23 protein-coding genes are annotated in these 24923 nt (G+C 70.8%); 6 read left to right on the top strand and 17 right to left on the bottom strand.

What is annotated here, in order from left to right; translation table 11 throughout:
• Positions 1-12 precede the first annotated feature (12 nt).
• The 5 genes from AOK17_RS19560 to AOK17_RS19540 form a co-directional block, all read right to left on the bottom strand.
• Positions 13-705, bottom strand: coding sequence for a lysophospholipid acyltransferase family protein (locus AOK17_RS19560; RefSeq protein ID WP_206190787.1), 693 nt, complete (start codon positions 703-705; stop codon positions 13-15).
• Positions 663-1358 carry a (d)CMP kinase gene (gene cmk / locus AOK17_RS19555; RefSeq protein WP_055613797.1) on the bottom strand — a complete coding sequence of 232 codons (696 nt, stop codon included), beginning with the start codon at positions 1356-1358 and terminating at the stop codon, positions 663-665. The genes AOK17_RS19560 and cmk overlap by 43 nt, the downstream gene beginning before the upstream one ends.
• A gap of 212 nt (positions 1359-1570) precedes the next feature.
• Complete coding sequence (locus AOK17_RS19550; RefSeq protein ID WP_055613796.1) at positions 1571-2656, bottom strand: prephenate dehydrogenase; 1086 nt, start codon at positions 2654-2656, stop codon at positions 1571-1573.
• On the bottom strand, positions 2653-3015 hold the full coding sequence (gene aroH, locus AOK17_RS19545; RefSeq protein ID WP_055613795.1) for a chorismate mutase: 363 nt from the start codon (positions 3013-3015) through the stop codon (positions 2653-2655). Before aroH ends, AOK17_RS19550 begins: the two co-directional genes overlap by 4 nt.
• Positions 3016-3172: 157 nt before the next feature.
• Positions 3173-3715: a YidB family protein gene (locus AOK17_RS19540; protein ID WP_483855178.1), complete on the bottom strand. Its 543-nt coding sequence runs from the start codon at positions 3713-3715 to the stop codon at positions 3173-3175.
• 171 nt (positions 3716-3886) lie between these two features.
• Here AOK17_RS19540 and AOK17_RS19535 point away from each other — a divergent pair, with 171 nt between their 5' ends.
• The 3 genes from AOK17_RS19535 to AOK17_RS19525 all read left to right on the top strand — a co-directional run bounded on the left by AOK17_RS19535 (position 3887) and on the right by AOK17_RS19525 (position 5690).
• Complete coding sequence (locus AOK17_RS19535) at positions 3887-4567, top strand: hypothetical protein (protein ID WP_055613793.1); 681 nt, start codon at positions 3887-3889, stop codon at positions 4565-4567.
• Between the two features lie 95 nt (positions 4568-4662).
• Complete coding sequence (locus AOK17_RS19530; RefSeq protein ID WP_055613792.1) at positions 4663-5247, top strand: DUF6529 family protein; 585 nt, start codon at positions 4663-4665, stop codon at positions 5245-5247.
• Positions 5244-5690, top strand: coding sequence for a Rieske (2Fe-2S) protein (locus AOK17_RS19525; protein ID WP_055613791.1), 447 nt, complete (start codon positions 5244-5246; stop codon positions 5688-5690). The genes AOK17_RS19530 and AOK17_RS19525 overlap by 4 nt, the downstream gene beginning before the upstream one ends.
• Before the next feature lie 43 nt (positions 5691-5733).
• Here the strand turns inward: AOK17_RS19525 and AOK17_RS19520 are convergent, their stop codons facing one another.
• From AOK17_RS19520 to AOK17_RS19470, 11 genes are all read right to left on the bottom strand, one after another.
• Positions 5734-6753, bottom strand: coding sequence for an ADP-ribosylglycohydrolase family protein (locus AOK17_RS19520; protein ID WP_055613790.1), 1020 nt, complete (start codon positions 6751-6753; stop codon positions 5734-5736).
• A complete protein-coding gene (locus tag AOK17_RS19515; RefSeq protein ID WP_055613789.1) occupies positions 6750-7523 on the bottom strand; it encodes an NUDIX hydrolase in 774 nt (257 codons plus the stop codon). Before AOK17_RS19515 ends, AOK17_RS19520 begins: the two co-directional genes overlap by 4 nt.
• Positions 7524-7829: 306 nt before the next feature.
• Positions 7830-9056 carry a pseudouridine synthase gene (locus AOK17_RS19510; protein ID WP_055613788.1) on the bottom strand — a complete coding sequence of 409 codons (1227 nt, stop codon included), beginning with the start codon at positions 9054-9056 and terminating at the stop codon, positions 7830-7832.
• Complete coding sequence (scpB, locus tag AOK17_RS19505; protein ID WP_055613787.1) at positions 9056-9712, bottom strand: SMC-Scp complex subunit ScpB; 657 nt, start codon at positions 9710-9712, stop codon at positions 9056-9058. The genes AOK17_RS19510 and scpB overlap by 1 nt, the downstream gene beginning before the upstream one ends.
• Complete coding sequence (locus AOK17_RS19500; RefSeq protein WP_055613786.1) at positions 9709-10782, bottom strand: segregation and condensation protein A; 1074 nt, start codon at positions 10780-10782, stop codon at positions 9709-9711. The genes scpB and AOK17_RS19500 overlap by 4 nt, the downstream gene beginning before the upstream one ends.
• Before the next feature lie 18 nt (positions 10783-10800).
• Entirely contained in the window at positions 10801-11376 is a 576-nt protein-coding gene (locus AOK17_RS19495) for a hypothetical protein (protein WP_055613785.1), read from the bottom strand.
• Positions 11361-12488, bottom strand: a complete 1128-nt coding sequence (locus tag AOK17_RS19490) for a ParA family protein (protein ID WP_079053143.1) — start codon at positions 12486-12488, stop codon at positions 11361-11363. The genes AOK17_RS19495 and AOK17_RS19490 overlap by 16 nt, the downstream gene beginning before the upstream one ends.
• Positions 12489-12910: 422 nt before the next feature.
• The gene (gene ald, locus AOK17_RS19485; RefSeq protein WP_055613804.1) at positions 12911-14026 is read right to left on the bottom strand and encodes an alanine dehydrogenase; all 1116 of its coding nucleotides are present in this window, start codon (positions 14024-14026) and stop codon (positions 12911-12913) included.
• Positions 14027-14185: 159 nt separating this feature from the next.
• Positions 14186-16276 carry a tetratricopeptide repeat protein gene (locus tag AOK17_RS19480; protein ID WP_055613784.1) on the bottom strand — a complete coding sequence of 697 codons (2091 nt, stop codon included), beginning with the start codon at positions 16274-16276 and terminating at the stop codon, positions 14186-14188.
• A gap of 243 nt (positions 16277-16519) precedes the next feature.
• Complete coding sequence (locus AOK17_RS19475) at positions 16520-17146, bottom strand: NUDIX domain-containing protein (RefSeq protein WP_055613783.1); 627 nt, start codon at positions 17144-17146, stop codon at positions 16520-16522.
• A 122-nt stretch (positions 17147-17268) separates the two neighbouring features.
• On the bottom strand, positions 17269-18936 hold the full coding sequence (locus AOK17_RS19470; RefSeq protein WP_055613782.1) for a CTP synthase: 1668 nt from the start codon (positions 18934-18936) through the stop codon (positions 17269-17271).
• A 474-nt stretch (positions 18937-19410) separates the two neighbouring features.
• On the opposite strand from AOK17_RS19470, the gene AOK17_RS19465 reads away from it, so the two are divergent.
• The 3 genes from AOK17_RS19465 (at position 19411) to AOK17_RS19455 (ending at position 24422) form a co-directional block, all read left to right on the top strand.
• The gene (locus AOK17_RS19465) at positions 19411-21213 is read left to right on the top strand and encodes a glycoside hydrolase family 15 protein (protein WP_189840243.1); all 1803 of its coding nucleotides are present in this window, start codon (positions 19411-19413) and stop codon (positions 21211-21213) included.
• Between the two features lie 129 nt (positions 21214-21342).
• Positions 21343-22725 carry an FAD-binding oxidoreductase gene (locus AOK17_RS19460; RefSeq protein ID WP_055613781.1) on the top strand — a complete coding sequence of 461 codons (1383 nt, stop codon included), beginning with the start codon at positions 21343-21345 and terminating at the stop codon, positions 22723-22725.
• A 50-nt stretch (positions 22726-22775) separates the two neighbouring features.
• Positions 22776-24422: a PucR family transcriptional regulator gene (locus AOK17_RS19455; protein WP_055613780.1), complete on the top strand. Its 1647-nt coding sequence runs from the start codon at positions 22776-22778 to the stop codon at positions 24420-24422.
• Between the two features lie 23 nt (positions 24423-24445).
• Here the strand turns inward: AOK17_RS19455 and AOK17_RS19450 are convergent.
• Positions 24446-24923, bottom strand: a 478-nt coding sequence (locus AOK17_RS19450; protein ID WP_157881360.1) for a glycosyltransferase, incomplete at its 5' end; no start/stop codon positions are given.

The following is a 24923-nucleotide window of genomic DNA, read 5'->3' as shown; positions in this document are numbered from 1 at the left end:
CTGAAGTGTCTCTTAACGCCCCGTGAGGCGCCTGGCGTTTTCCAGGTGCGCGGTGAGCTGCTTCTGGATCCGCACGGTCGCCTCGTCGAGCGCCTTGCGCGTACGCAGTCCGCTGCCGTCGCCCGCCTCGAAGGGGTCGCCGAAGACGACGTCCACGCGGCTGCGCAGCGGGGGCAGCGCCTTTATCAACCGTCCGCGACTCTCCGTGCTTCCCAGCACGGCGACCGGGACGATCGGGGCCCCGCTGCGGACGGCGAAGTAGGACAGCCCGGCGCGCAGCGCGGCGAAGTCGCCCTCGCCGCGGGTGCCCTCCGGGAAGATCCCGAGGACACCGCCGTTCTGCAGCACGCCCAGCGCGCGTGTGATGGCCGTCCGGTCGGTGGTGTCGCGGTCGACCTTGATCTGGCCGATGCGGGTCATGAACGGGTCGAGCGGGCCGACGAACGCTTCCTTCTTGACCAGGAAGTGCGAGGGCCGGGGCGCCACACCGATGACCATCGGGCCGTCGATGTTGTGGGAGTGGTTGACCGCGAAGATCACCGGGCCGGTCGCGGGGACCTTCCAGGCACCCAGCACCCGCGGCTTCCAAAAGCCGTACATCAGGCCGACGCCGATGCGCCGCCCGACCTCGGCGCCCTTGACCGAGGGCACGGACTCGACGCTCACTTCGTGGCCCGCTTCCCCTCGACGAGGGTGACGACGCACTCGATGACCTGCTGGAGCGTGAGGTCGGAGGTGTCCACCTCGACCGCGTCGTCCGCCTTGGCGAGCGGCGAGGTCTTACGGCTGGAGTCGGCCGCGTCCCGCTTGATCAGGGCCTCGCGGGTGGCGTTGACGTCGGCGCCCTTGAGCTCACCGCTGCGGCGGGCCGCGCGGGCCTCCGGGGACGCGGTGAGGAAGATCTTCAGGTCGGCGTCGGGCAGCACGGTCGTGCCGATGTCCCGGCCCTCGACGACGATGCCCTGCTCGGCCGCCGAGGCGATCGAGCGCTGCAGCTCGGTGATCCGGGCCCGCACCTCGGGCACGGCGCTGACCGCGCTGACCTTGGAGGTGACCTCCTGGGTGCGGATCGGGCCCGCGACATCCGTGCCGTCGACGGTGATCGTCGGCGCCGAGGGGTCCGTACCGGACACGATCTCGGGCTTGCCGGCCGCGGCCGCGATCGAGGAGGGGTCGGTGACGTCTATGCCGTTGGTCACCATCCACCAGGTGATCGCCCGGTACTGGGCGCCCGTGTCCAGGTAGCTCAGGCCGAGCTTCGCGGCGACGGCCTTGGAGGTGCTCGACTTGCCCGTGCCGGAGGGACCGTCGATGGCGACAATCACGGCCGGAGCGGTCCGGGCGGCGGTGGTTTCCACGGGTGCGGGCACCTTCCTGGTACGGGGTGGTGGGCTGGTTCGGGGCGCGATCGTGCCCCGAACAAGGTTACTGGCTTCCCGGACCCCGTTTTACGGACCCCGCGGTGCCCCCGCCAGGGCCCCTTGGACCGCCGCCGCAACGATCACCAGGACGATCATCGGGACGACCCCCGGAACCAGGTTCACGGCGTCGCGGCGCGCGTCGCCCGGCGCTACTGCCGGATCGACCAGCCCCGCTCCCGCAGTGACGCCGTCAGCACGGGCGCGGCCGAGGGCTTCACCATCAGTTCGACCAGACCCGCCTGCTGCCCGGTCGCGTGCTCGATGCGGACGTCCTCGATGTTGACGCCCGCGCGGCCCGCGTCGGCGAAGATACGGGCCAGCTGGCCCGGCTGGTCGTCGATGAGGACGACGACGCTCTCGTACACGGTCGGGGCGGCGCCGTGCTTGCCGGGAACGCGGATCTGGCCGGCGTTGCCACGGCGCAGGACATCCTCGATGCCGGTGAAACCCTCGCTGCGCTTGGCCTCGTCGGAGGACTGGAGGGCGCGCAGGGCCTGCACGGTCTCGTCCAGGTCGGCCGACACGTCCGCGAGGAGGTCGGCGACCGGGCCCGGGTTCGCGGAGAGGATGTCGATCCACATCCGCGGGTCGGAGGCGGCGATCCGGGTCACGTCACGGATGCCCTGACCGCAGAGGCGTACGGCCGCCTCCTCGGCGTTCTCCAGCCGCGCGGCGACCATGCTCGACACCAGGTGGGGCATGTGGGAGACGAGGGCGACCGCGCGGTCGTGGGCGTCGGCGTCCATGACGACGGGTACGGCACGGCAGTGCGAGACGAGTTCCAGCGCGAGGTTGAGGACCTCGGTGTCCGTGTCCCGGGTCGGCGTCAGCACCCAGGGGCGCCCCTCGAAGAGGTCCCCGGTCGCGGCCAGCGGGCCCGACTTCTCGCGGCCCGACATGGGATGCGTACCGATGTACGCGGACAGGTCCAGGCCCAGCGCCTCCAGCTCGCGGCGCGGGCCGCCCTTGACGCTGGCCACGTCGAGGTAGCCGCGCGCTACACCGCGCCGCATCGCGTCGGCGAGCGCCGAGGCCACGTGCGCGGGCGGTGCCGCGATGATCGCGAGGTCGACGGGCCCCGTGGGCTCCTCGTCCGTACCCGCGCCGAGCGCGGCGGCCGTACGGGCCTGCTCCGGGTCGTGGTCGGCGAGGTGCACGACGACGCCGCGCCCCGCCAGGGCCAGCGCGGCCGACGTACCGATCAGTCCGGTACCGATGACAAGTGCGGTTCTCACTGGGCGATGTCCTTGCGGAGCGCGCCCGCGGCACCCAGGTAGACGTGCGCCACCTCGGATCGCGGCAGATCGGACTCGATGTGCGCGAGGACCCGCACGACACGGGGCATCGCGCCCTCGATGTCCAGCTCTTGCGCGCAGATCAGCGGTACGTCGACGATGCCGAGCTTGCGTGCCGCGGCTGCCGGGAAGTCGCTGTGCAGGTCGGGCGTCGCCGTGAACCAGATGCTGATCAGGTCCTCGGTGGTCAGCTCGTTCCGCTCAAGTATGGCGGTGAGCAGCTCGCTGACCTGCTCGTCCATGTGGCCGGCCTCGTCCCGCTCCAGTTGGACGGCGCCCCGGACCGCTCGTACCGCCACGGTGATGCTCCTTGCTGATGTACGGCTCTTGGTCCATCCAGCCTAGTCAGCCCTCGGTGGCCCGGTACCGGGCGCCCGCCTGCCGAGACGCCCGCCGCGCCGCCCCGGAAGGGCGCACGGGCACGCCGAGAACCTCAGAACCGCTGCTCCGAGAGCCTCAGAACCGCTGCTGCTTGACGAGGTCTTCGAGCGAGGCGTCCGGCAGGTGTCCGTCGGGGCTCAGCCGGTCGACCACCTGGGGCAGGGTCTGCGCGATCTCGGTGGCGGCCCGGTCGGTGGTGACGCCGGCCTCGTCGGCGACCTGTTTGAGCGTCTCGTGGGGCAGTGCCTGCTGGATCTGCGCGCCGGTCACGGGCTGGTTGTCGCCGGTGCCGACCCAGGAGTCCTTCTGCTCCGCGAGGCCGGACCGGGTGAGCAGGTCCAGCAGGCCGCCCAGCGGATTGGCACCGCTTCCGGAGCCGATCCCGGTGCCGCCGCTCCCGCCCCGGCCGTTCATGAGCGCCTGGAGCAGCGAGCCCAGAATGGCGGCCCCTCCGGCCCCTCCGACTCCGCCGCCCCCTCCGCCGGCACCGCTCCGAGCGCCTCCGCCGAGAACACTGCCGAGCAGACCGCCCAGCTCGTTACCCGCCATGGTCGTGCCCTTTCGTGGAGTGACCGATCCGTCCCGCGGGGCTCGTTCCGCGAGCCGCTCGACCCGGATTGCACCAATGTCACCCGAATAACTACTTGGCACCACTTGGAGTGAAGTTGTCCTCTACGGTGTGATCGCCCTTTGATTTCCGCGAAGTCGCTCCTGTGCGCCTCTGGACGCAGGGGCCGCGGGTCCGCTTGCATGGTGAGGCTGTCCGCGCCACGCCTCGGGGGAGGCTCGATGAAGCGTTCCGGACCACTTTTCACGCTCCTCGCGGGACTACTGCTCGCCCTGTTCATGCTGTCGCTCAATGTGACGGAAGGGGCGCGCAGTACGTCGACCGGGAGCGAGTCCTCGGGTGATGCCGTGTCGGCGAGCCCGACACCCACGGCCTCGCCCCCGTCGGGCAAGCCGTCGGCCTCGCCCAGCCCGTCACCCAGCCCGTCGAAGACCGCCGTGCCCAACGCCGACTACGCGGGCCGCACGGACGACGACTCCTCCGCGGTCGCGGTGACCCTGCGCGACGGCAAGGCGGTCGCGTACTTCTGCGACGGCAAGGACCAGGAGTCGTGGCTGAAGGGTGACGTCAAGGCCGACGGCAGCATGCGGCTCACCGGCCAGAACGGCAACGTCCTCACCGGCGAGCTGAAGGGCAAGCGGATCAGCGGCACGGTCGACATGGGACAGCGGAAGTACGGCTTCACTGCCGACAAGGCCGTCAAGCCCTCCGGGCTGTACCGCGCGACCGCCACCGTGCGCGGCGCCGAGGTCGACGGCGGCTGGATCGTCCTGCCGAGCGGCCAGCAGGTCGGCATCCTCAACCGAGCGGGCAAGCCGAGCCCCGCACCCCGTATCGACCCCGAGACCGGCGCCGTGACGGTCGACGGACAAAAGCTCACGGCCGAGCCCGTGACCCCGTGATCCGCCCGCCAGTTCCTCCGCACCACCGCGCACTCCGCACGCCGCTCTTCGCTCCGCCCCTTGCTCCATGACCCCGTGACCGCAGGGAGCCGACCATGACCGTGGACCCGAACGCCGCCACCCAGAACTTTCCGCCGCCCGGCCCCGCTCCCCGACGCCCGGGAGCCGCCACCTATCTCGTACCGGCCCTGGTCGCTGGCGCGGTCGCGGTCGGCCTCGGCGTCTACGGCAATGTGCACGACCCGGAGGGCACCGCCTTCAACCTCGCGGGCTTCAGCAGTACGAGCGCGGTCAAGTCGTGGCTCGCCACGACCGCGATGGGCTTCGCGGTCGTACAGCTCGTGTCGGCGCTGATGCTGTACGGGCGCATCCCGGGCCCGAGCTGGTCGGGCGTGCTGCATCGCTGGTCGGGAAGAATTGCGTTCCTTGTCGCGGTTCCAGTCGCAGTGCACTGTCTGTACGCCTTGGGCTATCAGACGTACGAACCGCGCGTTTTGTGGCACTCGGTCCTGGGTTGCTTCTTCTTCGGTGCATTCAGTGCCAAGATGCTGCTGCTCCGCTCGGAGCGTCTGCCCGGCTGGGTGCTGCCCATCGTCGGCGGACTTGTCTTCTCGGCCCTGACGGTGGTCTGGCTGACCTCCGCCCTCTGGTTCTTCCGCACGTTCGGAGTGACGACATGACCCACCCCTCCACGCGGCGCGCGGTTCTCGCGACGGGCACGGCCGCGCTCATCGCCGGCTGCAGCAACTACGGGGACGAGAACGGCGGTGGCAGTGAGGAGGGGGCGTCCTCCGTCGCTCCCGCGGAGAGCGGGACCGGGGGCGAGGCGCCCGCCGGTGAGGCACTGACCAAGACCGGCGACATCCCGGTCGGCGGCGGCAAGATCTTCAAGGACGAGAAGGTCGTCGTCACCCAGCCCGAGAAGGGCGGCTTCAAGGCTTTCTCGGCGGTCTGCACGCACCAGGGCTGCATCGTCGCCAACGTCTCGGACGGCACGATCAACTGCGCCTGCCACGGCAGCGAGTTCCGCATCGCCGACGGCGCGGTGGCCAAGGGCCCGGCCCAGAAGCCGCTCCCCGCCAAGCAGATCACGGTCACGGGCGACTCGATCAGCGTCACCTGACCCATCGCTCGCGGCCCGCCAACCCGGTGAGCCCGTGGGCCGGTCAGTCGTCCCAGAGCGCCCCCAACGCCATCAGGTCCCCCTGGTACTCGATCCTGTCGGCCCACTCCGTAGGCCATGCATCGGCACCGAGGTACGCCCCTGCGAAGGCGCCGGCGAGGCACGCGATCGAGTCCGAGTCCCCCGAGGTGCAGGCGGCCCGGCGCAGGGCCGTCACCGGCTCGTCCACGAAGAGCAGGAAGCACAGCAGGCCGGTGGCGAGGGCCTCCTCGGCGATCCACCCGGCCCCCGTGGCCAGACAGGGGTCCGTCTCGGGCGACGGCGACCGCAGGGCCCGCTGAAGCCGCTCCAGGACCTCCAGGCACTCGTCCCAGCCGCGCGAGATGAAGTGCGTCGGCGTCGGATCCTGGGAACGCGTCCACAGGTCGCCGAGCCAACGCTCGTTGTAGCGCGTGCGGTTCTCGTACGCGTACGAGCGCAACAGGCCGACCAGTCCGGTCGGTTCGGCGCCCTGCGCGAGCAGGCGCACCGCGTGCGCGGTGAGGTCGGACGCGGCGAGCGCCGTCGGATGCCCGTGGGTGAGCGCGGCCTGCAACTGGGCGGCGCCCGCGCGCTGTTCGTCGCTGAGCCCGGAGATGAGACCGAGCGGGGCTACACGCATGTTGGCGCCGCAGCCCTTCGAGTGGATCTGGCTGGCGTCCTGCCAGGGCAGGCCCTCGCGCTTCAGCTTCTCGCAGGCGACCAGGCACGTACGTCCGGGGGCGCGGTTGTTCTCCGGCGACTGGTACCAGTCCACGAACTCCTCGCGTACGGGCCGCTCCATCCGCTTGGGCCCCAGCAGCCCCCGGTCCATGGCCGTGCGCAGCCCCCGCCCCAGTGCCAGCGTCATCTGCGTGTCGTCCGTGACGTACGCGGGGGTGGGCAGCTCCATCTCCCGCCAGGGCCCGCACTTGGCAAGGATCGACGGCACGTCGTTGAACTCGGTCGGGAAGCCGAGCGCGTCCCCGAGGGCGAGTCCGACCAACGCCCCGGTGGCGGCGTGCTTCCTGACGGTCGTGGTCATGAGGATCGTCCTTCCGGAGACGGGTTCGAAGACGGGGACGGAGACTGAGACGGTGGCCGCGCGGGAGCCGAAGCCGGTCGCAGCAGTGGTGGGTGCAGTGCGGTGGCATCGCCCGCGCGGTACAGCGCGGCAGGCTTCCCCCGGCCTCCGGTCAGCCGGGCCGCGCCGGGGATCTGCTCGACGAACCCGGGTGTGGCGAGCACCTTGCGCCGGAAGTTGGGCCGGTCGAGCGCGGTCCCCCACACGGTCTCGTAGACCTGCTGGAGTTCCCCGAGCGTGAACTCGGGCGGGCAGAACGCCGTGGCCAGGCAGGTGTATTCGAGCTTGGCGCCGACCCGCTCATGGGCGTCGGCGAGGATCCGGTCGTGGTCGAAGGCGAGCGGTCCGAGCCCGTCGTACGCCAGCCAGCGCGCGCTCGCCGCGTCCCCGCCGCCGCGTGGCTCGGGCGGGTCCGGCAGCAGCGCGGTGTACGCCACGGAGACGACCCGCATCCGGGGATCGCGGTCCGGCTCGCTGTAGGTGCACAGCTGTTCCAGATGCAGCCCGGACACGTCCGACAGGCCGGTCTCCTCGGCGAGTTCACGCCGGGCGGCCGTTCCGGCGGACTCCTGGGGCAGCACGAACCCTCCGGGCAGCGCCCAGTGGCCTATGTACGGCTCCTGTCCGCGCTCGATCAGCAGCACCTGGAGCCCGCCCGCCCGGACCGTGAACACCGCGAGATCGACGGTGACGGCGAAGGGCTCGAAGGCGTATTTGTCGTAGCCCTCCATTGCCCCCTCCTCGTGGCCTTCACGGCCGTCCTGCACCTCGCCGGGCGACGGCCGAGGGACCGGGACCACCCCCGTGGGCCCTGCTCCATCGGCCGCGCCCGGCGAGGGCGTTCCCTTAATGGTCAGTACGACTATAAATAGCGGGACGGGCCGCCACAACCCCCGAACGCACATCGGCCGACCCCGGGAAGTCCCGGAACCGGCCGATGCCGTACCAAACAGGTCTCTACGAAGGAGACGATTTTCTCTGGAGGTCCTCCTGGGACCCAGAAGTCCAGAGGTCCAGAAGCCCGAGGGCGCAGGGGCCTAGAGGCCGACCTCCTGCATCAGCATCCCGACCTCGGTGTTCGAAAGCCGCCGCAGCCAGCCCGACTTCTGGTCGCCCAGGGTGATCGGCCCGAAGGACACGCGCACGAGCTTGTCGACGGGGAAACCGGCCTCGGCGAGCATGCGCCGCACGATGTGCTTGCGGCCCTCGTGGAGGGTCACCTCTACGAGGTAGTTCTTGCCGGTCTGCTCGACGACCCTGAAGTGGTCCGCCTTCGCGTAACCGTCCTCCAGCTGGATGCCGTCCTTGAGCTGCTTGCCCAGGTCGCGCGGGATCGGGCCCACGATGTGCGCGAGGTAGACCTTCTTCACGCCGTACTTGGGGTGCGTGAGGCGGTGTGCCAGCTCGCCGTGGTTGGTGAGCAGGATGACGCCCTCGGTCTCGGTGTCGAGCCGCCCGACGTGGAAGAGCCGCGTCTCACGGTTCGTCACGTAGTCACCGAGGCACTGACGGCCCTCGTTGTCCTCCATGGTGGACACCACGCCGGCGGGCTTGTTCAGCGAGAAGAACTGGTACGACTGCGTGGCGACGGTCAGTCCGTCGACCTTGATCTCGTCGTTCTCCGGGTCGACGCGCATGCCCTGCTCGACGACGATCTCGCCGTTGACCTCGACCCGGGACTGCTCGACCAGCTCCTCGCAGGCACGCCGCGAACCGTAGCCCGCGCGCGCGAGCACCTTCTGCAGGCGCTCGCCCTCCTGCTCGGCACCCGGGAAGGTCTTGGGCGTCTTGACCTCGGGCCTGCCCGCGTACCGGTCCCTGTTGCGCTCCTCGGTACGTGTCTCGTACTCACGGGAGCGCGCGTTCTCCGTACGGCCGCCGCGCTGCTGGCCCTGCTTGGGACCGCCCTTGGCACCGCCGCGGGCCGAGCTGCCGCGCCCCGACTTGGGGCCGTCGTGGGTCGCGCCGGGGCCTACGTCGTAGCGGCGCTCCTCCGGACGGGGGTTGCCTGCCCGCTTCGGCCTGTCGTCGCGCCCTCCCGCGCTCCTCTGCGGGGAGCCACTCCCACCGGTTCCCCGGGAACTGCTGCCTCCACCGGAACCGCGAGGGTTACCGCCTCCACCGGAGCCACGGGGGCCACCGCCTCCGCCAGAACCGCGGGGGCCACCGCCTCCACCGGAGCCGCGAGGGGCGCCGCCCCCGCCGGTTCCGCGCGGGTTGCCGCGCCCGTTGTTCCTGCCACTGCCGCTGCCACTGCTTCGCATCAAAGTTCCGTCGTCGTCGTGTCGTCTGCATCTGCATCCGGTGCGTCCGGATCGAACGACGGGACCCCTTCCAGCGTCTCTGCTTCGATCGCGTCCGCCTCCGGAAGGAAGGGCGCGAGCTCCGGGAGCTCGTCCAGGCCGCGCAGGCCCATTCGCTCCAGGAAGTAGTTCGTCGTCCTGTACAGGATCGCACCTGTTTCGGGTTCCGCGCCCGCCTCCTCGACCAGACCCCTCTGCAGGAGGGTGCGCATCACGCCGTCGCAGTTCACTCCGCGGACCGCCGAGACCCTGCTGCGGCTGACGGGCTGCCGGTACGCGACGACCGCCAGGGTCTCCAGCGCGGCCTGGGTGAGCCGGGCCTGCTGCCCGTCGAGGACGAAGCGCTCGACGGCCGCCGCGTACTCGGGCCGGCTGTAGAAACGCCAGCCGCCGGCGATGAGCCGCAGCTCGAAGCCGCGTCCCTGGATGGTGTACTCGTCGGCCAGCTCCCGCAGAGCAGCCGCGATCCGCCGCTTCGGCCGCTCGAGGATCTTCGCGAGATGTTCCACGGTCGCGGGTTCGTCCACGACCATGAGGACGGCCTCCAGGGCGGGCTTGAGGTCGAGATCGGCGACGCCGGGCGGACCCGCCGGGGCCTCGGTGGTGTCCTCGCTCACGCCTTCTCCTCCTTGACCGGTTCGGGCGGCCTGTCGAACTCGTCGGTCACCGTGGGCTGCGCATCCCCGTCCCCGCCCGTCCAGCGCACCACCAGGTCCCCCAGAGCCTCCTCCTGGTCCAGGGAGACCGCCTTCTCCCGATAGAGCTCCAGAAGGGCCAGGAAACGCGCCACGACGGTGAGGGTGTCGTCGGTGTCCTCGACGAGCGAGCGGAAACTGGCCTCTCCGAGCTCCCGCAGCCGGGCCACCACGATCGCGGCCTGCTCCTGCACGCTCACGAGCGGCGCGTGGATGTGGTCGACGTACACCTGGGGCTTCGGCCTGGGCTGCATCGCCTTCACGGCGAGCTTGGCGAATCCTTCCGCCCCGATGCTGATGACGACCTCGGGCAGCAGCTCGGCGTGGTGCGCCTCCAGCCCGACGGTACGGGGGTAGCGGCGCGCCTCCTCGTCGAGGCGCCGGTTGAAGATCTCGGCGATCTGCTTGTACGCCCGGTACTGCAGCAGCCGGGCGAAGAGCAGGTCCCTGGCCTCCAGCAGCGCCAGGTCCGCCTCGTCCTCGACCTCGGCGGACGGCAGCAGCCGGGCGGCCTTCAGATCGAGCAGTGTCGCCGCGACCACCAGGAACTCGGTCGTCTGATCGAGATCCCAGTCCGGCCCCATCGCCCTGATGTGCGCCATGAACTCATCGGTGACCTTGGAGAGCGCGACCTCGGTGACATCCATCTTGTGCTTGGAAATCAACTGGAGCAGCAGATCGAACGGCCCTTCGAAGTTGGCAAGCCGAACTTTGAAGACCCCGTCGTCGGGTTCATCGGCGACGGGCTCTTCGGGCTCGACGGCCTCGGACTGTTCTTCGTGCCGGACGGCCTCGGGCTGTTCTTCGGGGCTGACGGCTTCGGGCTCGCTGTCCGGCTCCGCCGCAGGCGGCTCCGGCTCAGGCTCCGCCGCGGGCGGCAACGCCTCGCCCGGGGGCTCAGGCGGGGCCGCACCCCCAGGCCCCCGCCCCAGCGCACGCCGACGGCCACCGGAACCGCCGGAGGCCGTGGCAGGGACGTCGTTCGAGGTCATAGCCGTCGCAGGCTACCGCTACCGCCCGCGCAACCGTCGTACGAGGATGCTCGCGTCCCCACGGGATTCGAGATCCGCGAGCACCACGGCGACGGCCTCCCGCACGATCCGCCCGCGGTCGACGGCCAGCCCATGCTCCCCACGGAGCACCAGCCGGGCGTGCTCAAGATCCATGAGCTCCTCGGCGGACACGTACACCGTGATCTTCTCGTCGTGCCGCTCACGCCCGCTGGGGCGCCGCCCTGAACCGCGCCCGCGCTTGCGCGGCTGCGCGCCCGCGGAGGGCCCGGCAGAACCTTCCTGCACCCCCTGACGCCGCCCGGAACGGTCCCCGGCGGCGCCCCGACTCCGGGACTCACCGTCGGCGGACTCGGCGTCGGAGGCGACATGTTCGTCACCCTCGCCGTCGCCGCCCCGCACGGGTACCGACTGTGGGGCGTCCTCCCCGGCGGCAGCGGCGTCGCTCTCGCCGGCCGGAGCCGGTACCCGAGCCTCGCCGTTGGCCTGGCGCCTGGGACTGGACGCCTGAAGCGCCATTCCCCCGGTCGTACGGAACAGTTCGTCGGCCCCCGGCAGACTCACTCGGCGTGACACCGGGCGAGCACCTCCCTGGCGAGCTGGCGATAGGCGGCGGCACCGACGGAGTTGGAGGCGTACGTCGTGATCGGCTCACCGGCGACCGTGGTCTCCGGGAAGCGCACCGTGCGCCCGATGACCGTGTGGTAGACGTGATCGTCGAACGCCTCGACCACGCGCGCGAGCACCTCACGGCTGTGCACGGTCCGCGAGTCGTACATCGTGGCGAGGATGCCGTCGAGCTCCAACTCGGGGTTGAGCCGCTCCTGGACCTTCTCGATGGTCTCGGTGAGCAGCGCGACACCTCGGAGGGCGAAGAACTCGCACTCCAGCGGCACGATCACCTTGTGCGCCGCCGTCAGGGCGTTGACGGTGAGCAGGCCGAGCGAGGGCTGACAGTCGATCACGATGTAGTCGTAGTCGGCCATCAGCGGCTTCAGGGCCCGCTGCAGTGTGGACTCGCGCGCGACCTCGGACACCAGCTGGACCTCGGCGGCCGACAGGTCGATGTTGCTGGGCAGCAGGTCCATGTTCGGGACCGCTGTCTTCAGGAGCACCTCGTCGGCCGCCATGCCCCGCTCCATGAGCAGGTTGTAGACCGTGAGGTCGAGCTCCATCGGGTTGACGCCGAGGCCCACGGACAGTGCGCCCTGCGGGTCGAAGTCGACGAGCAGGACCCGGCGTCCGTACTCCGCGAGTGCCGCGCCCAGGTTGATGGTCGACGTCGTCTTGCCCACGCCGCCCTTCTGGTTGCACATCGCGATGATCTTCGCGGGGCCGTGGTCGGTCAGCGGGCCCGGGATCGGGAAGTACGGCAGCGGGCGCCCGGTCGGGCCGATGCGCTCACGCCGCTGGCGCGCCGCGTCGGGCGCGAGCGTGGCCGCGTACTCCGGATCGGGCTCGTATTCGGCGTCGGGGTCGTAGAAGTGCCCCTCGGGCAGGTCGTCGTAGTCGGCGAAGTGGGTGCGGTTCTCGCCACTTCCGTTGCCGGCCATGGCGTTCACGTGATGGCCATCCATGCTCTGGTGTGCTGTCTGAGTCATCTTCGGACTCTGGTGGGCTGCGAAGGTGCGCACAGCAACGGAGCCGACAGCCTCGAGCCCCGTGGGCCTTGAGCCCTGCGCAGGCATTCCTGGTTGACCACCCCCGGGAGTAAATGTCGACTCATTCACAAGTCGTCTTACCTCCTTGGTGACCAGGAAACTTCTAGATAGGTCAGCGTGGCACCATGCCGACGGTTGGCGACTCTATGGCGTGTCACCGGTCCGCAGCAACACAATCCGCCGGACCCGGCCCGATGTGTCGGCAACGGAACACCCCTCTGTCAAGGGCGTAAGGGCGTCGCACGGCAGGTTTCACGGGTGTGCGAAACGGTTCAAGGGTTACGTTCGAGGCGAGTTGAACGAGTCTCGCAAAGTGACTCGACACACATCCGGCCGGACCTTGTGGGACAAGGTCCGGCCGTACGCGCCATGTTGACGACCTGTGTTGACGTATCGCCTTTTATCGGTGGAGAGATCGCCCGACGGGTCGGGACAGATCGGTCGTATCGTCAACCCAGCAGAGTGTCCAGCTCGACGTGCTCCAGGCCGTGCGCCTCCGCGACCTCGCGGTAAACGACCTTGCCGTCATGGGTGTTGAGACCCCTCGCGAGCGCGGGGTCACGGCGCAGCGCCTCGACCCAGCCGCGGTCCGCCAATTCCACGATGTAGGGCAGCGTCGCGTTCGTGAGGGCATATGTCGACGTGTTGGGCACCGCGCCCGGCATGTTGGCGACGCAGTAGAAGACCGAGCCGTGGACCGGGAAGGTCGGCTCCGCGTGAGTCGTCGGACGGGAGTCCTCGAAGCAGCCGCCCTGGTCGATGGCGATGTCGACAAGAACACTTCCGGGCTTCATTCGCGACACGAGCTCGTTGGTGACCAGTTTCGGTGCCTTGGCGCCCGGGATGAGCACGGCGCCGATGACGAGGTCGGCCTCCAGGACGGCCTTCTCCAGCTCGAAGGAGTTGGACATGATCGCCCGGACCTTGGTGCCGAAGACCTTGTCGGCCTCGCGGAGCTTGTTGATGTCGCGGTCGAGCAGCGTGACGTGGAAGCCCATGCCGACGGCGATCTGCGTGGCGTTCCAGCCGGAGACACCGCCGCCGATGACGACGGCCCGCGCGGGCTGCGTGCCGGGGACGCCACCGGGGAGCACACCGCGTCCGCCGACCGAGCGCATCAGGTGGTACGCGCCGACCTGCGGGGCGAGACGGCCCGCGACCTCGGACATCGGGGCGAGGAGCGGGAGCGCGCGGCTGGGCAGCTCGACCGTCTCGTAGGCGATCGCCGTGGTGCCGGACTCGACGAGCGCGTCCGTGCACTCCTTGGACGCGGCCAGGTGCAGGTAGGTGAAGAGCGTCTGGTCCTTGCGGAGGCGGTGGTACTCCTCGGCGATGGGCTCCTTGACCTTGAGCAGCAGGTCGGCGGTGGCCCAGACCTCGTCGGCGGTGGCGACGATCCGCGCACCGGCGGCGACGTACTCCTCGTCCGGGATCGACGAGCCGACTCCGGCGTTCTGCTCGATGAGGACCTGGTGGCCGTGGCGCACCAGCTCGTGCACGCCGGCCGGGGTGATGGCCACCCGGAACTCGTTGTTCTTGACCTCGCGGGGGATGCCGACCTTCACGTCGATCACGGTCCTTGGCTCAGAAGGGGTCTGGGGTCACGCATGCCAGGACATGGCCCGACATACCGGCACGCACGGGAGCACACCGGGAGACACCACGAAAAGACGCGGCGGAGCCAGTCTAATGAAGGGATTCCCTCTGTCTAGCCTTTCAATGCATCAATCTTCTTCGGATGTACTACGGATTTCGCAGGCGTTAGCGTCGTGTTCCCTGGCTGACGCATCCTCTGGGAGCTCGTCACCCAGCATGCGCTCGGCCGCGCCGCGGTGCAGCCCGGCGGCCGTGGGGTCCCCCAGCCGGTCCAGCGTGTCGGCGAGCCGGAGGTGCAGCGCGGCCTGCAGCCGGACGTCCTCGGCGCGGCGCGCCCACTCGACCGCCTCCTGGCAGGTGGCGAGGGATTCCTCGGGCCGGCCCGCGTACTCCTGCACCCGTCCCATCTCGCTCAACGCCCTTGCCTGACCGGCGACATCGCCGCTCTTGCGGTAGCCGGTGATCGCCGAGCGCCAGTTGCGCAGCGCCTCGCCGTAGCGGCCCGCGTAGGTGTGCGCGGTGGCGATGCGTCCGTGCAGCCGGGCCACGTCCTCGCGCTCGTCGCGCGCGAGCCGCTGGGCGAGGGCGCGCCCGAACCAGTCGGCGGCCCGGTCGAAGTCGCCGAGCTCCTGGTGCGCGCCGCCTACGGATTCCATCGCGCGGCCGGTCGCGTACGGGTCGTTCGCCTCGCGTCCGGCGTCCAGAGCGGCCCGGTAGCGGGCCAGCGCATTCCTCGTACGGCCGGTCTGGGCGTCCAGGTCGGCGAGGTTCAGCAGCGCGGCGGCCTTCTCGCGGGGCAGGTCCCGGCGCTCGGCCACGTCCAGGACGAGCCGGTGGATGCCGTACAGCTCGGGTGCCGCCGCCTGCGTACCGAAGTGCGCGACCATCGCTCTGACCAGGGCGGCCATCAGGCGGCGGGCGAGGGTGTCCAGCTCTCCGTCGGCGACCGCGAGCCGGGCCGCGGCGAGCAGCGCGGGCTGTCGGATGCGCAGCCAGTCGGCGGCGGCGCGGGGGTTCGGGAAGCGCAGCGCGCGGGGCATCCCGGCGAGCTTCTCGCGGGCCGGGGAGCTGTCGGTCTCGGTGATCGCGCGGCAGGACACCAGCAGCCGTACGGTCCGCTCCAGCATCCGGGCGCGCGCCAGCTGGAGTTCGGCCGGGCGGTCCTGGGTCTCGGTGAGCGAGCGCAGCAGCGGCAGCAGACAGCCGGGCACCTCGTACTGCGGCAGGGGCGACTCGACGGACCGGACGAGGCCGAGCTTGGTGAAGTCGTCCAGGGTGGTGCGGGCGGCGCCGACCGAGCAGCCGGCCAGCGCGGACGCGGTGTGCGGGTCCACGAGGCCCGCGGGGGCGAGCGAGAGCAGTCGCAGTATCCGCGCGGCGGCCGAGGGCAGGGCCGCGTACGAGAGGCGGAAGACGCGTTCGAGGACGTCGAGGAGGCGGCCTTCGTCACCCTCGGTGCGCAGTTGCTTGGCCAGGTCGGCCACGGCCGCCTTGGGCCGGTGGGCCAGCCAGGCGCCGGCGAGGACCAGCGCGGCGGGCTGGGACGCGCAGATCTGCACGAGCCCTTCGGCCGCCAGCGGGTCGACGGTGATGCGTACCGAGCCGGTGTACCGGTCGAGGAGTTCGAGGGCGGACTTGGTGTCGAGGCCGCCGAGGGTGCAGGGCCGGACGTCGGAGATCCCGGTCAGGGGTCCGCCCGAGACGGCGACGACGAGACAGTCGGGGGTCTCCGGGAGGAGCACGTCGACCTGCTCGGCGTCCGCCGCGTCGTCCAGCAGGAGCAGTACGCGGCGCGGGGCGAGCCCCTCGCGCAGCCGCTCGGCGAGCTCGTCCTCGTCGGCCCCTGCCGGGGCGTTCAGTTCGAGAGCGGTGAGCAGGTCACGGGCGGTCCGTTCGGTCGCTACAGGCGTGCCGTCGGGCTCGGTGAGCCGCGCCCTCAGGACACCGTCCGGGTAACTGTCCGCGACCTGCCGTACGAGTTCCTCGGCGAGCGCTGTCCTGCCCGATCCGGGCTTGCCCGCGATGAGCAGCACGCGCGCGCGTGGCGCCTTCCGGCCCGCGAGGGTGTCCAGACCGGCGCGCTCGATGTCGGCGCGCAGTTCCTTCAACTCCCTTGTGCGGCCGAGGAACTGACTCTCCGTGGGAGCAGGTTCGGCTGCCGGGCGCTGCTCTTCCTCCGACACCGCCGTGTCGCCGGCGTCCACCGCCTGATCCGTCACGGGCACACTCCCGTCCCACTGCACGCGCAAGCCCGCCGGGACTCCGGTCGGGGCGTTTCCAGAGCCTAGTTCACGCTCTGCGACGATCTGTGCCGAGCGCGGCGGGCACGTCCCCCGATCGGATCAGGCGATCGTCACACCGGCAGGTCGCACGCGTGGGGCCGAGTGGCTTCAGGGACGGGCTCAGCAGTGTGTTCGGGAACAGCTTCCGGAGGCTGGTGCCGGAGCGGGTGCCGGAGCGGCTCACGCCTCGAAGGGGCGTGCGGGCCACGGCGCCTCGGCCGGGCGCAGGGCGTCCAGGCCGTCGCCGTGCTGCGCCGCGATCAGCGAAAGCACGCCCACGACCAGGCAGTTGTTGTGCAGCTCCCCGGTGAGGACGCCCCGTACGAGCTCGTCGACGGGGACGCGGGAGAGCTCCATGTCGGCCTCCTCGTCCTCGACCTCGAAGCGCTGTCCCTCGGCCTCGGAGAGATCGCGGGCGAGGAAGATGCGCACGGCCTCGTCGCAGCCGCCGGGCGTGGTGAACACGTCGGTGAGCACGCGCCAGTCCTCGGCCTTCACATGGGCCTCTTCGTAGAGCTCGCGCTGGGCGGCGTGCAGCGGGTTCTCGCCGGGGATGTCGAGCAGCCCGGCCGGGATCTCCCAGAGCTTGTGGCGTACGGGGTGCCGGTACTGGCGGATGACCAGGACGCGGCCCAGGTCGTCGAGGGCGAGGACGGCCACCGAACCCGGGTGGACCTGGTAGTCGCGGTGGACGACCGATCCGTCGGGCATGACCACGTCGTCGGTGCGCACGGAGGTCTTGTTGCCCACGAACGGGGTCTGGGTCGCCCTGACCTCCCACTCCTCGGCGGTGTCCTTGATGGTCATGTCGACTTGTCCTCCCACACGCACGAATCTGCGCCCAACTGAAATACGCCCAACAGAGCCCTACGAAAACCGGGGCACGTGCCTCGAAAGACACGCACCCCGGCAACCGTACAACCCACGTGCTACTTGGCCGTCTTGCGCTCCACAGCGGCCTTGACCAGGCCCGCGAAGAGCGGGTGCGGCCGGGTCGGACGCGAGCGCAGCTCGGGGTGTGCCTGCGTCGCGACCAGGTAGGGGTGGACGTCCCGCGGGTACTCCACGTACTCGACGAGCTTGCCGTCCGGGGACGTCCCGGAGAACTGCAGGCCGGCCTTCTTCTCCAGCTCGGCACGGTAGGAGTTGTTCACCTCGTAGCGGTGACGGTGACGCTCCTCGACGTACTCCTTGCCGTCGTACACCTCGCGCACGATCGAGCCCTCGGCGAGCTTGGCGGGGTACATGCCCAGGCGCATCGTGCCGCCCATGTCGCCGTCGCCCGCGACGATGTCGAGCTGCTCGGCCATGGTGGAGATGACCGGGTGGCCGGTGGCGGAGTCGAACTCGGTGGAGTTGGCGTCCGGGATGTCGGCGAGGTTGCGCGCGGCCTCGATCACGATGCACTGCAGGCCCAGGCAGAGACCGAGCAGCGGGATCTTGTTCTCGCGGGCGTACTGAATGGCGCCGACCTTGCCGGACACACCGCGGTCGCCGAAGCCGCCGGGGATGCAGATCGCGTCCACGTCTCCGAGCTGCTTCGCGGCGCCCGCCGGGGTCTTGCAGTCGTCCGAGGTGACCCACTTGATCTTCACGCGGGCCTTGTTGGCGAAACCGCCCGCGCGCAGGGCCTCGGTGACCGAGAGGTAGGCGTCGGGCAGGTCGATGTACTTGCCGACGAGCGCCATGTTGATCTCGTGGACCGGGCGGTGGACGCGGTCCAGCAGGTCGTCCCAGGTCGTCCAGTCCACGTCACGGAACGGGAGGTCGAGCTTGCGGACGACATAGGCGTCGAGGCCCTCGGTGTGCAGGACCTTCGGGATGTCGTAGATGGACTTGGCGTCGATGGCCGCGACCACGGCCGCCTCGTCGACGTCGCACATCAGGGAGATCTTGCGCTTGATCGCGGTGGGTACCTCGCGGTCGGCGCGCAGCACGATCGCGTCTGGCTGGATACCGATGCTGCGCAGAGCCGCAACCGAATGCTGGGTCGGCTTCGTCTTCAGCTCCCCGGAGGGGCCGATGTACGGAAGGAGCGAGATGTGGACGACGAACACATTGTCGCGACCGACCTCGTGACGGACCTGACGGACGGTCTCCAGGAACGGCTGCGACTCGATGTCGCCGACCGTGCCGCCGACCTCCGTGATGACGACGTCGACGTCGTCGGTGGCCATGCGGCGGATGCGGTGCTTGATCTCGTTGGTGATGTGCGGGATGACCTGCACGGTGTCACCGAGGTACTCGCCGCGCCGCTCCTTGGCGATGACCGTCGAGTAGACCTGCCCGGTGGTGACGTTGGCGGAGCCGTCCAGGTCGACGTCGAGGAAGCGCTCGTAGTGGCCGATGTCCAGGTCGGTCTCGGCGCCGTCGTTGGTGACGAACACCTCACCGTGCTGGAACGGGTTCATGGTGCCCGGGTCGACGTTCAGATACGGGTCGAGCTTCTGCATGGTGACCCGCAGACCCCGTGCCTTGAGCAGCGCGCCCAGGCTGGAGGCGGTCAGACCCTTGCCGAGGGAGGAGGCGACACCCCCGGTGACGAAGATGTGCTTGGTCGTCGTGGCTGTGCTGCTTCGGAAAGCAGCGGGCGGCATGGCCAAGAGGGGGCTCCCGTGGTCGCGGTGTCTGGTGCGGTACGGCTGCCCGACCCGGAGGATTCCGGAGGTGCCGTCGCTGCGGTTCGGGGGTCCCTTTTCCTGCCGGGGCGCCCACCGGTCCACGGGCTACCAGGGTATCAGCGACGGGGCGAGGCCGCTTCCGGCCACGCTCTGCACACGGGTCGACACGGACCACAGTCGTGCTCACTCGTTCGGCTCAGACGGGTTGTCGGGAGCGGCGCGCGGATCATCAGCGTGCGTCGTATCCTGCTCGGACGATCGCTGCCGAGTCAGGCCGGCAAACGGCACCACCCACGCCCGTCGCCCGGAACTTCGAGAGCTCGTCAGTTCGTTTCGCTACGACATCACCACGACAATTGACGTCGCGCGACGACGATTTACATACGTTCCCTTGACCGCAAAGAGCGACCGCCCCCTGGGGGCGACGTGGCCGTTCGACTGGAGTTGCACGTGGCCGGGCGCATCGAAGACTACGCACTAATCGGAGACATGCAGACAGCTGCGCTGGTCTGCAGGGACGGCACGGTGGACTGGCTGTGCCTCCCCCGCTTCGACTCCCACGCCGTCTTCGCAGGACTTCTCGGCACGGAGGAACATGGATTCTGGCGGCTCGGTCCGGCGCACGCCGCCGACGCCGCACCGCCGACAGCTGTCCGCCGTCGCTACCGCGGCGACTCGCTGATCCTGGAATCCGAGTGGGACACGTCACGCGGCACGGTCCGCGTGACGGATTTCATGCCCCCGCGTGACGGCGCGCCGCAGCTGATCCGGATCGTCGAGGGCGTCACCGGACGTGTCCCGATGCGCTCCGCCCTGCGAATGCGTTTCTCGTACGGGCGTGTGGTGCCCTGGGTGCACAAGCACGAGGGCCGGACAGTGGCCGTCGCGGGGCCCGACTCGGTGTGGTTCGACACGGAGTGCGAGACCTACGGCAAGGCCCTGACGACGTACTCGGACTTCACGGTCGCGCCGGGTGACCGGATCGCGTTCACGATCTCCTGGGAGCCCTCGCACAAGCAGCCGCCCGCGCTGCCGGAGCCGGAGGCGTCCCTGGAGGCCACCGAGGAGTTCTGGCGCGAGTGGGTGGACCAGTGCACGTACCACGGGCCCTACCGCGAGGCCGTGGTCCGCTCGCTGATCACGCTGAAGGCGCTGACCTACGGGCCGACGGGCGGCATCGTCGCCGCGCCCACCACCTCCCTGCCGGAGGAGATCGGCGGTGTCCGCAACTGGGACTACCGCTACACCTGGCTGCGTGACGCGGCGATCACCCTGTCGTCGCTGCTGCGCACGGGCTACCGCGAGGAGGCGCGTGCCTGGCGCGAGTGGCTGCTGCGCGCGGTCGCCGGCGACCCGGAGAACCTGCAGATCATGTACGGCATCGCAGGCGAGCGGGAGTTGGGCGAGGCGGAGCTCGACTGGCTTCCCGGATACGAGAACTCCGGACCCGTACGCGTCGGGAACGGCGCCGCGCACCAGCTCCAGCTGGATGTGTACGGCGAGGTGACCGAGGCCCTGCACCTGGCCCACATGACGGGTCTGGCCCGCAACGACTACGCCTCGCTCCTCCAGCTCAAGCTGATCCGCTACCTGGAGGACCACTGGGACGAGCCGGACGAGGGCATCTGGGAGGTGCGCGGCCCGCGCCGCCACTTCGTGCACTCGAAGGTGATGGCCTGGGTCGCCGTCGACCGGACGATCAAGCTCATCGAGTCCGGTGACGCGGACGGCCCGCTGGAGAAGTGGCGCGAGCTGCGCGACGACATCCACCGGGACGTGTGTGAGAAGGGTTACGACAAGGAGCGCAACACCTTCACGCAGTCGTACGGCTCGAAGGAGCTGGACGCCTCGCTGCTGCTGATCCCGCAGATGGGCTTCCTGCCGCCGGACGACAAGCGCGTGATCGGCACGATCGAGGCCATCCAGCGCGAACTGTCCACGTCGGACGGCTTCATCCTGCGCTACCCGACCTCCGGTGAGGACGCGGGCGTGGACGGCCTGGAGGGCGACGAGGGCGCGTTCCTGGCCTGCTCGTTCTGGATGGCGGACGACCTCGCGATGATCGGCCGCGTGGACGAGGCCCGCAAGCTCTTCGAGAAGCTGCTGGCCCTGCGCAACGACCTCGGTCTCCTCGCGGAGGAGTGGGACCCGGTTCTGCAGCGCCAGGTCGGCAACTTCCCGCAGGCGTTCAGCCACGTGCCGCTGATCGACACGGCACTGCGGCTGACCGCCTCCGGGGCGTACGGAGGCTGACCCGAGGGTCGTGCGGCTGCCCCAGGGCGACCCGCACGGCCGCCGGCCTGTCGGCTCGGCGCGACCGATGGACCCGGCCCGCCTACGCTGGAAGCACCTACATGCCCCTGCTCTGGAAGGGGGGCGGCCATGGCTTCCCTCTCGAAGGCGGGCGCGGCGCTCGCCGCACTCCGCGAGGATCTCGCCGGTGACGTGCTCACCCCCGACGATCCGGGGTACGACGAGGCCCGGGCGGTCTTCAACGCGATGATCGACCGGCGCCCGGCGGTGATCGCGCAGTGCGCGAACGAGGCCGACGTCGGCCGGTCGGTGCGGTTCGCCCGGGACCTGGATCTGAAGATCGCGGTCCGCGGCGGCGGCCACAGCGTGGCGGGCATGGCCCTGAACGACGGCGGTCTGGTCGTCGACCTGCGCCGGATGCACGAGGTGACGGTCCATCCCGGAGCGGCGGCGGTACGCGTCGGGGGCGGCGCGACGATGAGCCACATGGACCGCGCCACCGAGCCGTACCACCTGGCGACCACCGGAGGCCGCGCCTCGACCACCGGGGTCGGCGGCTTCGTACTCGGCGGCGGAAGCGGCTGGCTGGAGCGGAAGTTCGGGCTCGCGATCGACAACCTGCTCGGCGTCGACCTGGTGACCGCCGACGGCTCGGCGGTCCACGCGAGCGCCGAGGAGAACCCCGAGCTGTTCTGGGCGCTGCACGGCGGCGGCGGGAACTTCGGCGTCGCTACCGCGCTGACGCTGCGACTCCACGAGCTGCCCGAGTTCGCGATGGCCATGCTGCTGTACCGCCCGGAGTCCGGCCCGGAGGTCGCCCGCGTCTTCCGCGAGATCATGGAGACCGGGCCCGTGGAGGCGGCCGGCGGCGTGCTCTACATGACGGGACCGCCCGAGGAGTTCGTCCCCGAGCACCTGGTCGGCACGCTGCTGTGCGGGGCCCTCGTGACGTACGCGGGCAGCGAGGAGGACCTGCGCAAGACCGCGCAGCCCCTGCTGGCGCTGCCGCACGAGGTGGAGATGGTCACGGCGATCCCGTACGCGGACCTGCAGTGCATGATCGACGATCCGCCGGGGATGCGGAACTACTGGTCGGCGGAGTACCTGACGGGCGCGCCCGACGAGCTCGTGGACGTCTTCTGCGCCCGCGCGGACACGATGCCCGTGCCCACCGGAACCCAGCACGTGCTGTTCCCGCTGGGTGGCGCGGTCGCCGACGGCCCCCGCGCGTACCCGGTGCCGTACCGGGACTCGCCCTGGGCCGTGCACCCCTTCGGCATCTGGGAGGACCCCGCGGACGACGAGCGCTGCATGCGGTGGGTACGGGACGTCCGTGCCGACGTCCGCCCGTGGAGCACCGGCGCGGTCTACCTCAACTTCATCGGCGACGAGGGCGAGGACCGGGTGGAGGCGGGCCTGGGCGCCGAGAACACCCGTCGGCTGGCGGCGGTGAAGGCACAGTACGACCCGGACAACGTGTTCCGCTTCAACCACAACATCGCGCCCGCGTAGCCCCTGTCCGGCACGTCACGGCAGGTGGAGGACGAGGTAGCGTCCGCGTCATGGACAGCCGTATCGACACGCCGGACACGCACGGTGGCGGGATCACCGTGCAGCGGGCCCTGGAACTGCCCGGGCTGCGCGGCGGCCTGCCGGAGATCCTCGCGGGCGCCGACCGGCTGGGCCGCACCGTGCGCTGGGTGCACGCGGGCGAGGTACCGAACATCGCCTCGCTCCTGAAGGGCGGCGAACTGCTCCTGACCACGGGGTACGGGCTCGGCACCCGCCCCGCCGACCAACGTGCCTTCGTCCGTACCCTCGCCGAGCGCGGTATCGCGGCCCTGGTCGTGGAACTGGGCCCGCGCTTCACCCGGCTCCCCGCGGCCCTCGTGGAGACGGCCCGCACGGCCGGTCTGCCGCTGGTCCAACTGCACCGCGAGGTGCCGTTCGTGGCGGTCACCGAGGAGATCCACACCGAGATCGTCAACGGCCACTACGCCCTGCTCCAGCAGGCCGAGGAGGTCCACCGGCGCTGCACCCAGGCCCTGCTCAGCGGGGGCGGCATCCCTCAGGTCCTCGGCATCCTGGCCGACTTCAGCGGCAACCCGGTCTTCCTGGAGACCCCGGACGGCCAGCTCCTGTACGCCGCCGGGGCCGGACCCGCGAACGCCGACCCGCTCCAGGTGTGGGAGGGGCTGCGCGGCCAGCACCAGGACGATCCGCCGGCGGGGTCGGTCCTCGTGGACGTGCCGGGTGGCGGTCCCGGCACCGGCTCGGTCCGGGCCCGGCTCGTCCTGCTGCCCGTGAACGCCCCCAACGCCCCGCTCGCGCCCGTGCACCGCATCGCGGCGGAGCGGGCCGCGGGGATCCTGGCCGTGGTCCTGATGCAGGCCCGTCAGGAGGAGGAGCTGGCGGCGCGCGGGCGCGGCGACTTCCTCACCGACCTCGCCGAGGGCCGTATCGCCGCCGAGGACGCGCCCGCGCAGGCCCGTGTGCTCGGCTTCAAGCCCGGTCCCGGACCGCTGCTCCCGGTGGTGATGAGGCTCGCCGACGGACTGCCTCCCGGCGGGGGCTGGGCCGTCCTGGCGCGCGCGGTCGCCGAGGAGCTGGCCTCGGTGGGGGTGCCGGTCCTGCTGGGCGTACGCCCCGTCGAGGGCCGCGTACCACTGCTGCTGGGCCTGCGCACGGAGTCCGAGCGGGTGACCGTCGCGGACCGGGTCGCGGCGGCGCTGCGGGCCGGTGTGGAGCGGGCGGGCATGCAGCGTCCCGGGGCACAGCCGCCGGTCGTGGTGGTCGGCGTGGCGGGCGGCTGGACGGCCGCGTCGGTGAGCCTGCGGCACGCGGCCGAGACGGCCACGGCGGCCCAGGGGCTGTCCGACCGCCCCTGGTACGACGCCCGCCGCCTGGACATCGACCTGCTGCTGTGGCGGCTGCGGGACCACCGGGACCTGGCCGCCTTCGTGGAACGCGCCATCGGCCCCCTCCGCGACCACGACAACCGCTCCAAGCCTCCGCTGCTGCCGACCCTGGAGACGTATCTGGCGCACGCGGGGCGCAAGGCGGAGACCGCGCGCGAACTGCACCTCAACCGGCAGACCCTCTACAACCGGCTCGCGAGGATCGGGGAGCTGCTCGGGACGGACCTCGACGACCCGCAGACGGTACTCGCCCTGAGCCTCGCGCTGAGGGCCCGCAGACTCGTCCCGTAGCGCGAGGCCCCCCGCGTCCGGGTCTACGGCAGCGGCAGGGGCTTGGTCAGTTCGTCGTACACGCTGAGGACTTGGGCCACCGTCTCGTCCTCGGTCGGCCAAGTGGCCACCTGGAGCGTGCCCTTGTCCCTGAGAAGCTCACGCCGGGCGGGGTCGGCGAGAAGAGCCTCGACGGCCTCGGCGAGCGCTTCGGAGTCTCCGTGCGGGACGAGTTCGGCCGCGTCGCCGACGAGTTCGGGGATGCCTCCCGCCGCAGCCGCGACGAGCGGCACGCGCGCGTGAAGGGCCTCCTGGGCGAGCACGGAGCGCGATTCCCAGCTGCCGGGCAGCAGTGCGAGATCGGCGGCGGCGAGCAGCTCCCCGATGTCGTCACGCGGGCCGACGAGACGCACCGGCAGCCCCTCGCTCACGATGCGCCGCTGGAGTTCAGCGCGCAGCGGCCCCTCCCCGGCGATCACGAGCAGGGGTACGGGGTCGAGCCGCCGCCACGCGCGCGTGGCG

This window comes from Streptomyces phaeochromogenes (assembly GCF_001418655.1).
Taxonomy (GTDB): Bacteria; Actinomycetota; Actinomycetes; order Streptomycetales; family Streptomycetaceae; genus Streptomyces; species Streptomyces phaeochromogenes.
Note: the sequence above shows the minus strand (reverse complement) of the source record. Positions and strands in the feature narration are given on the sequence as shown.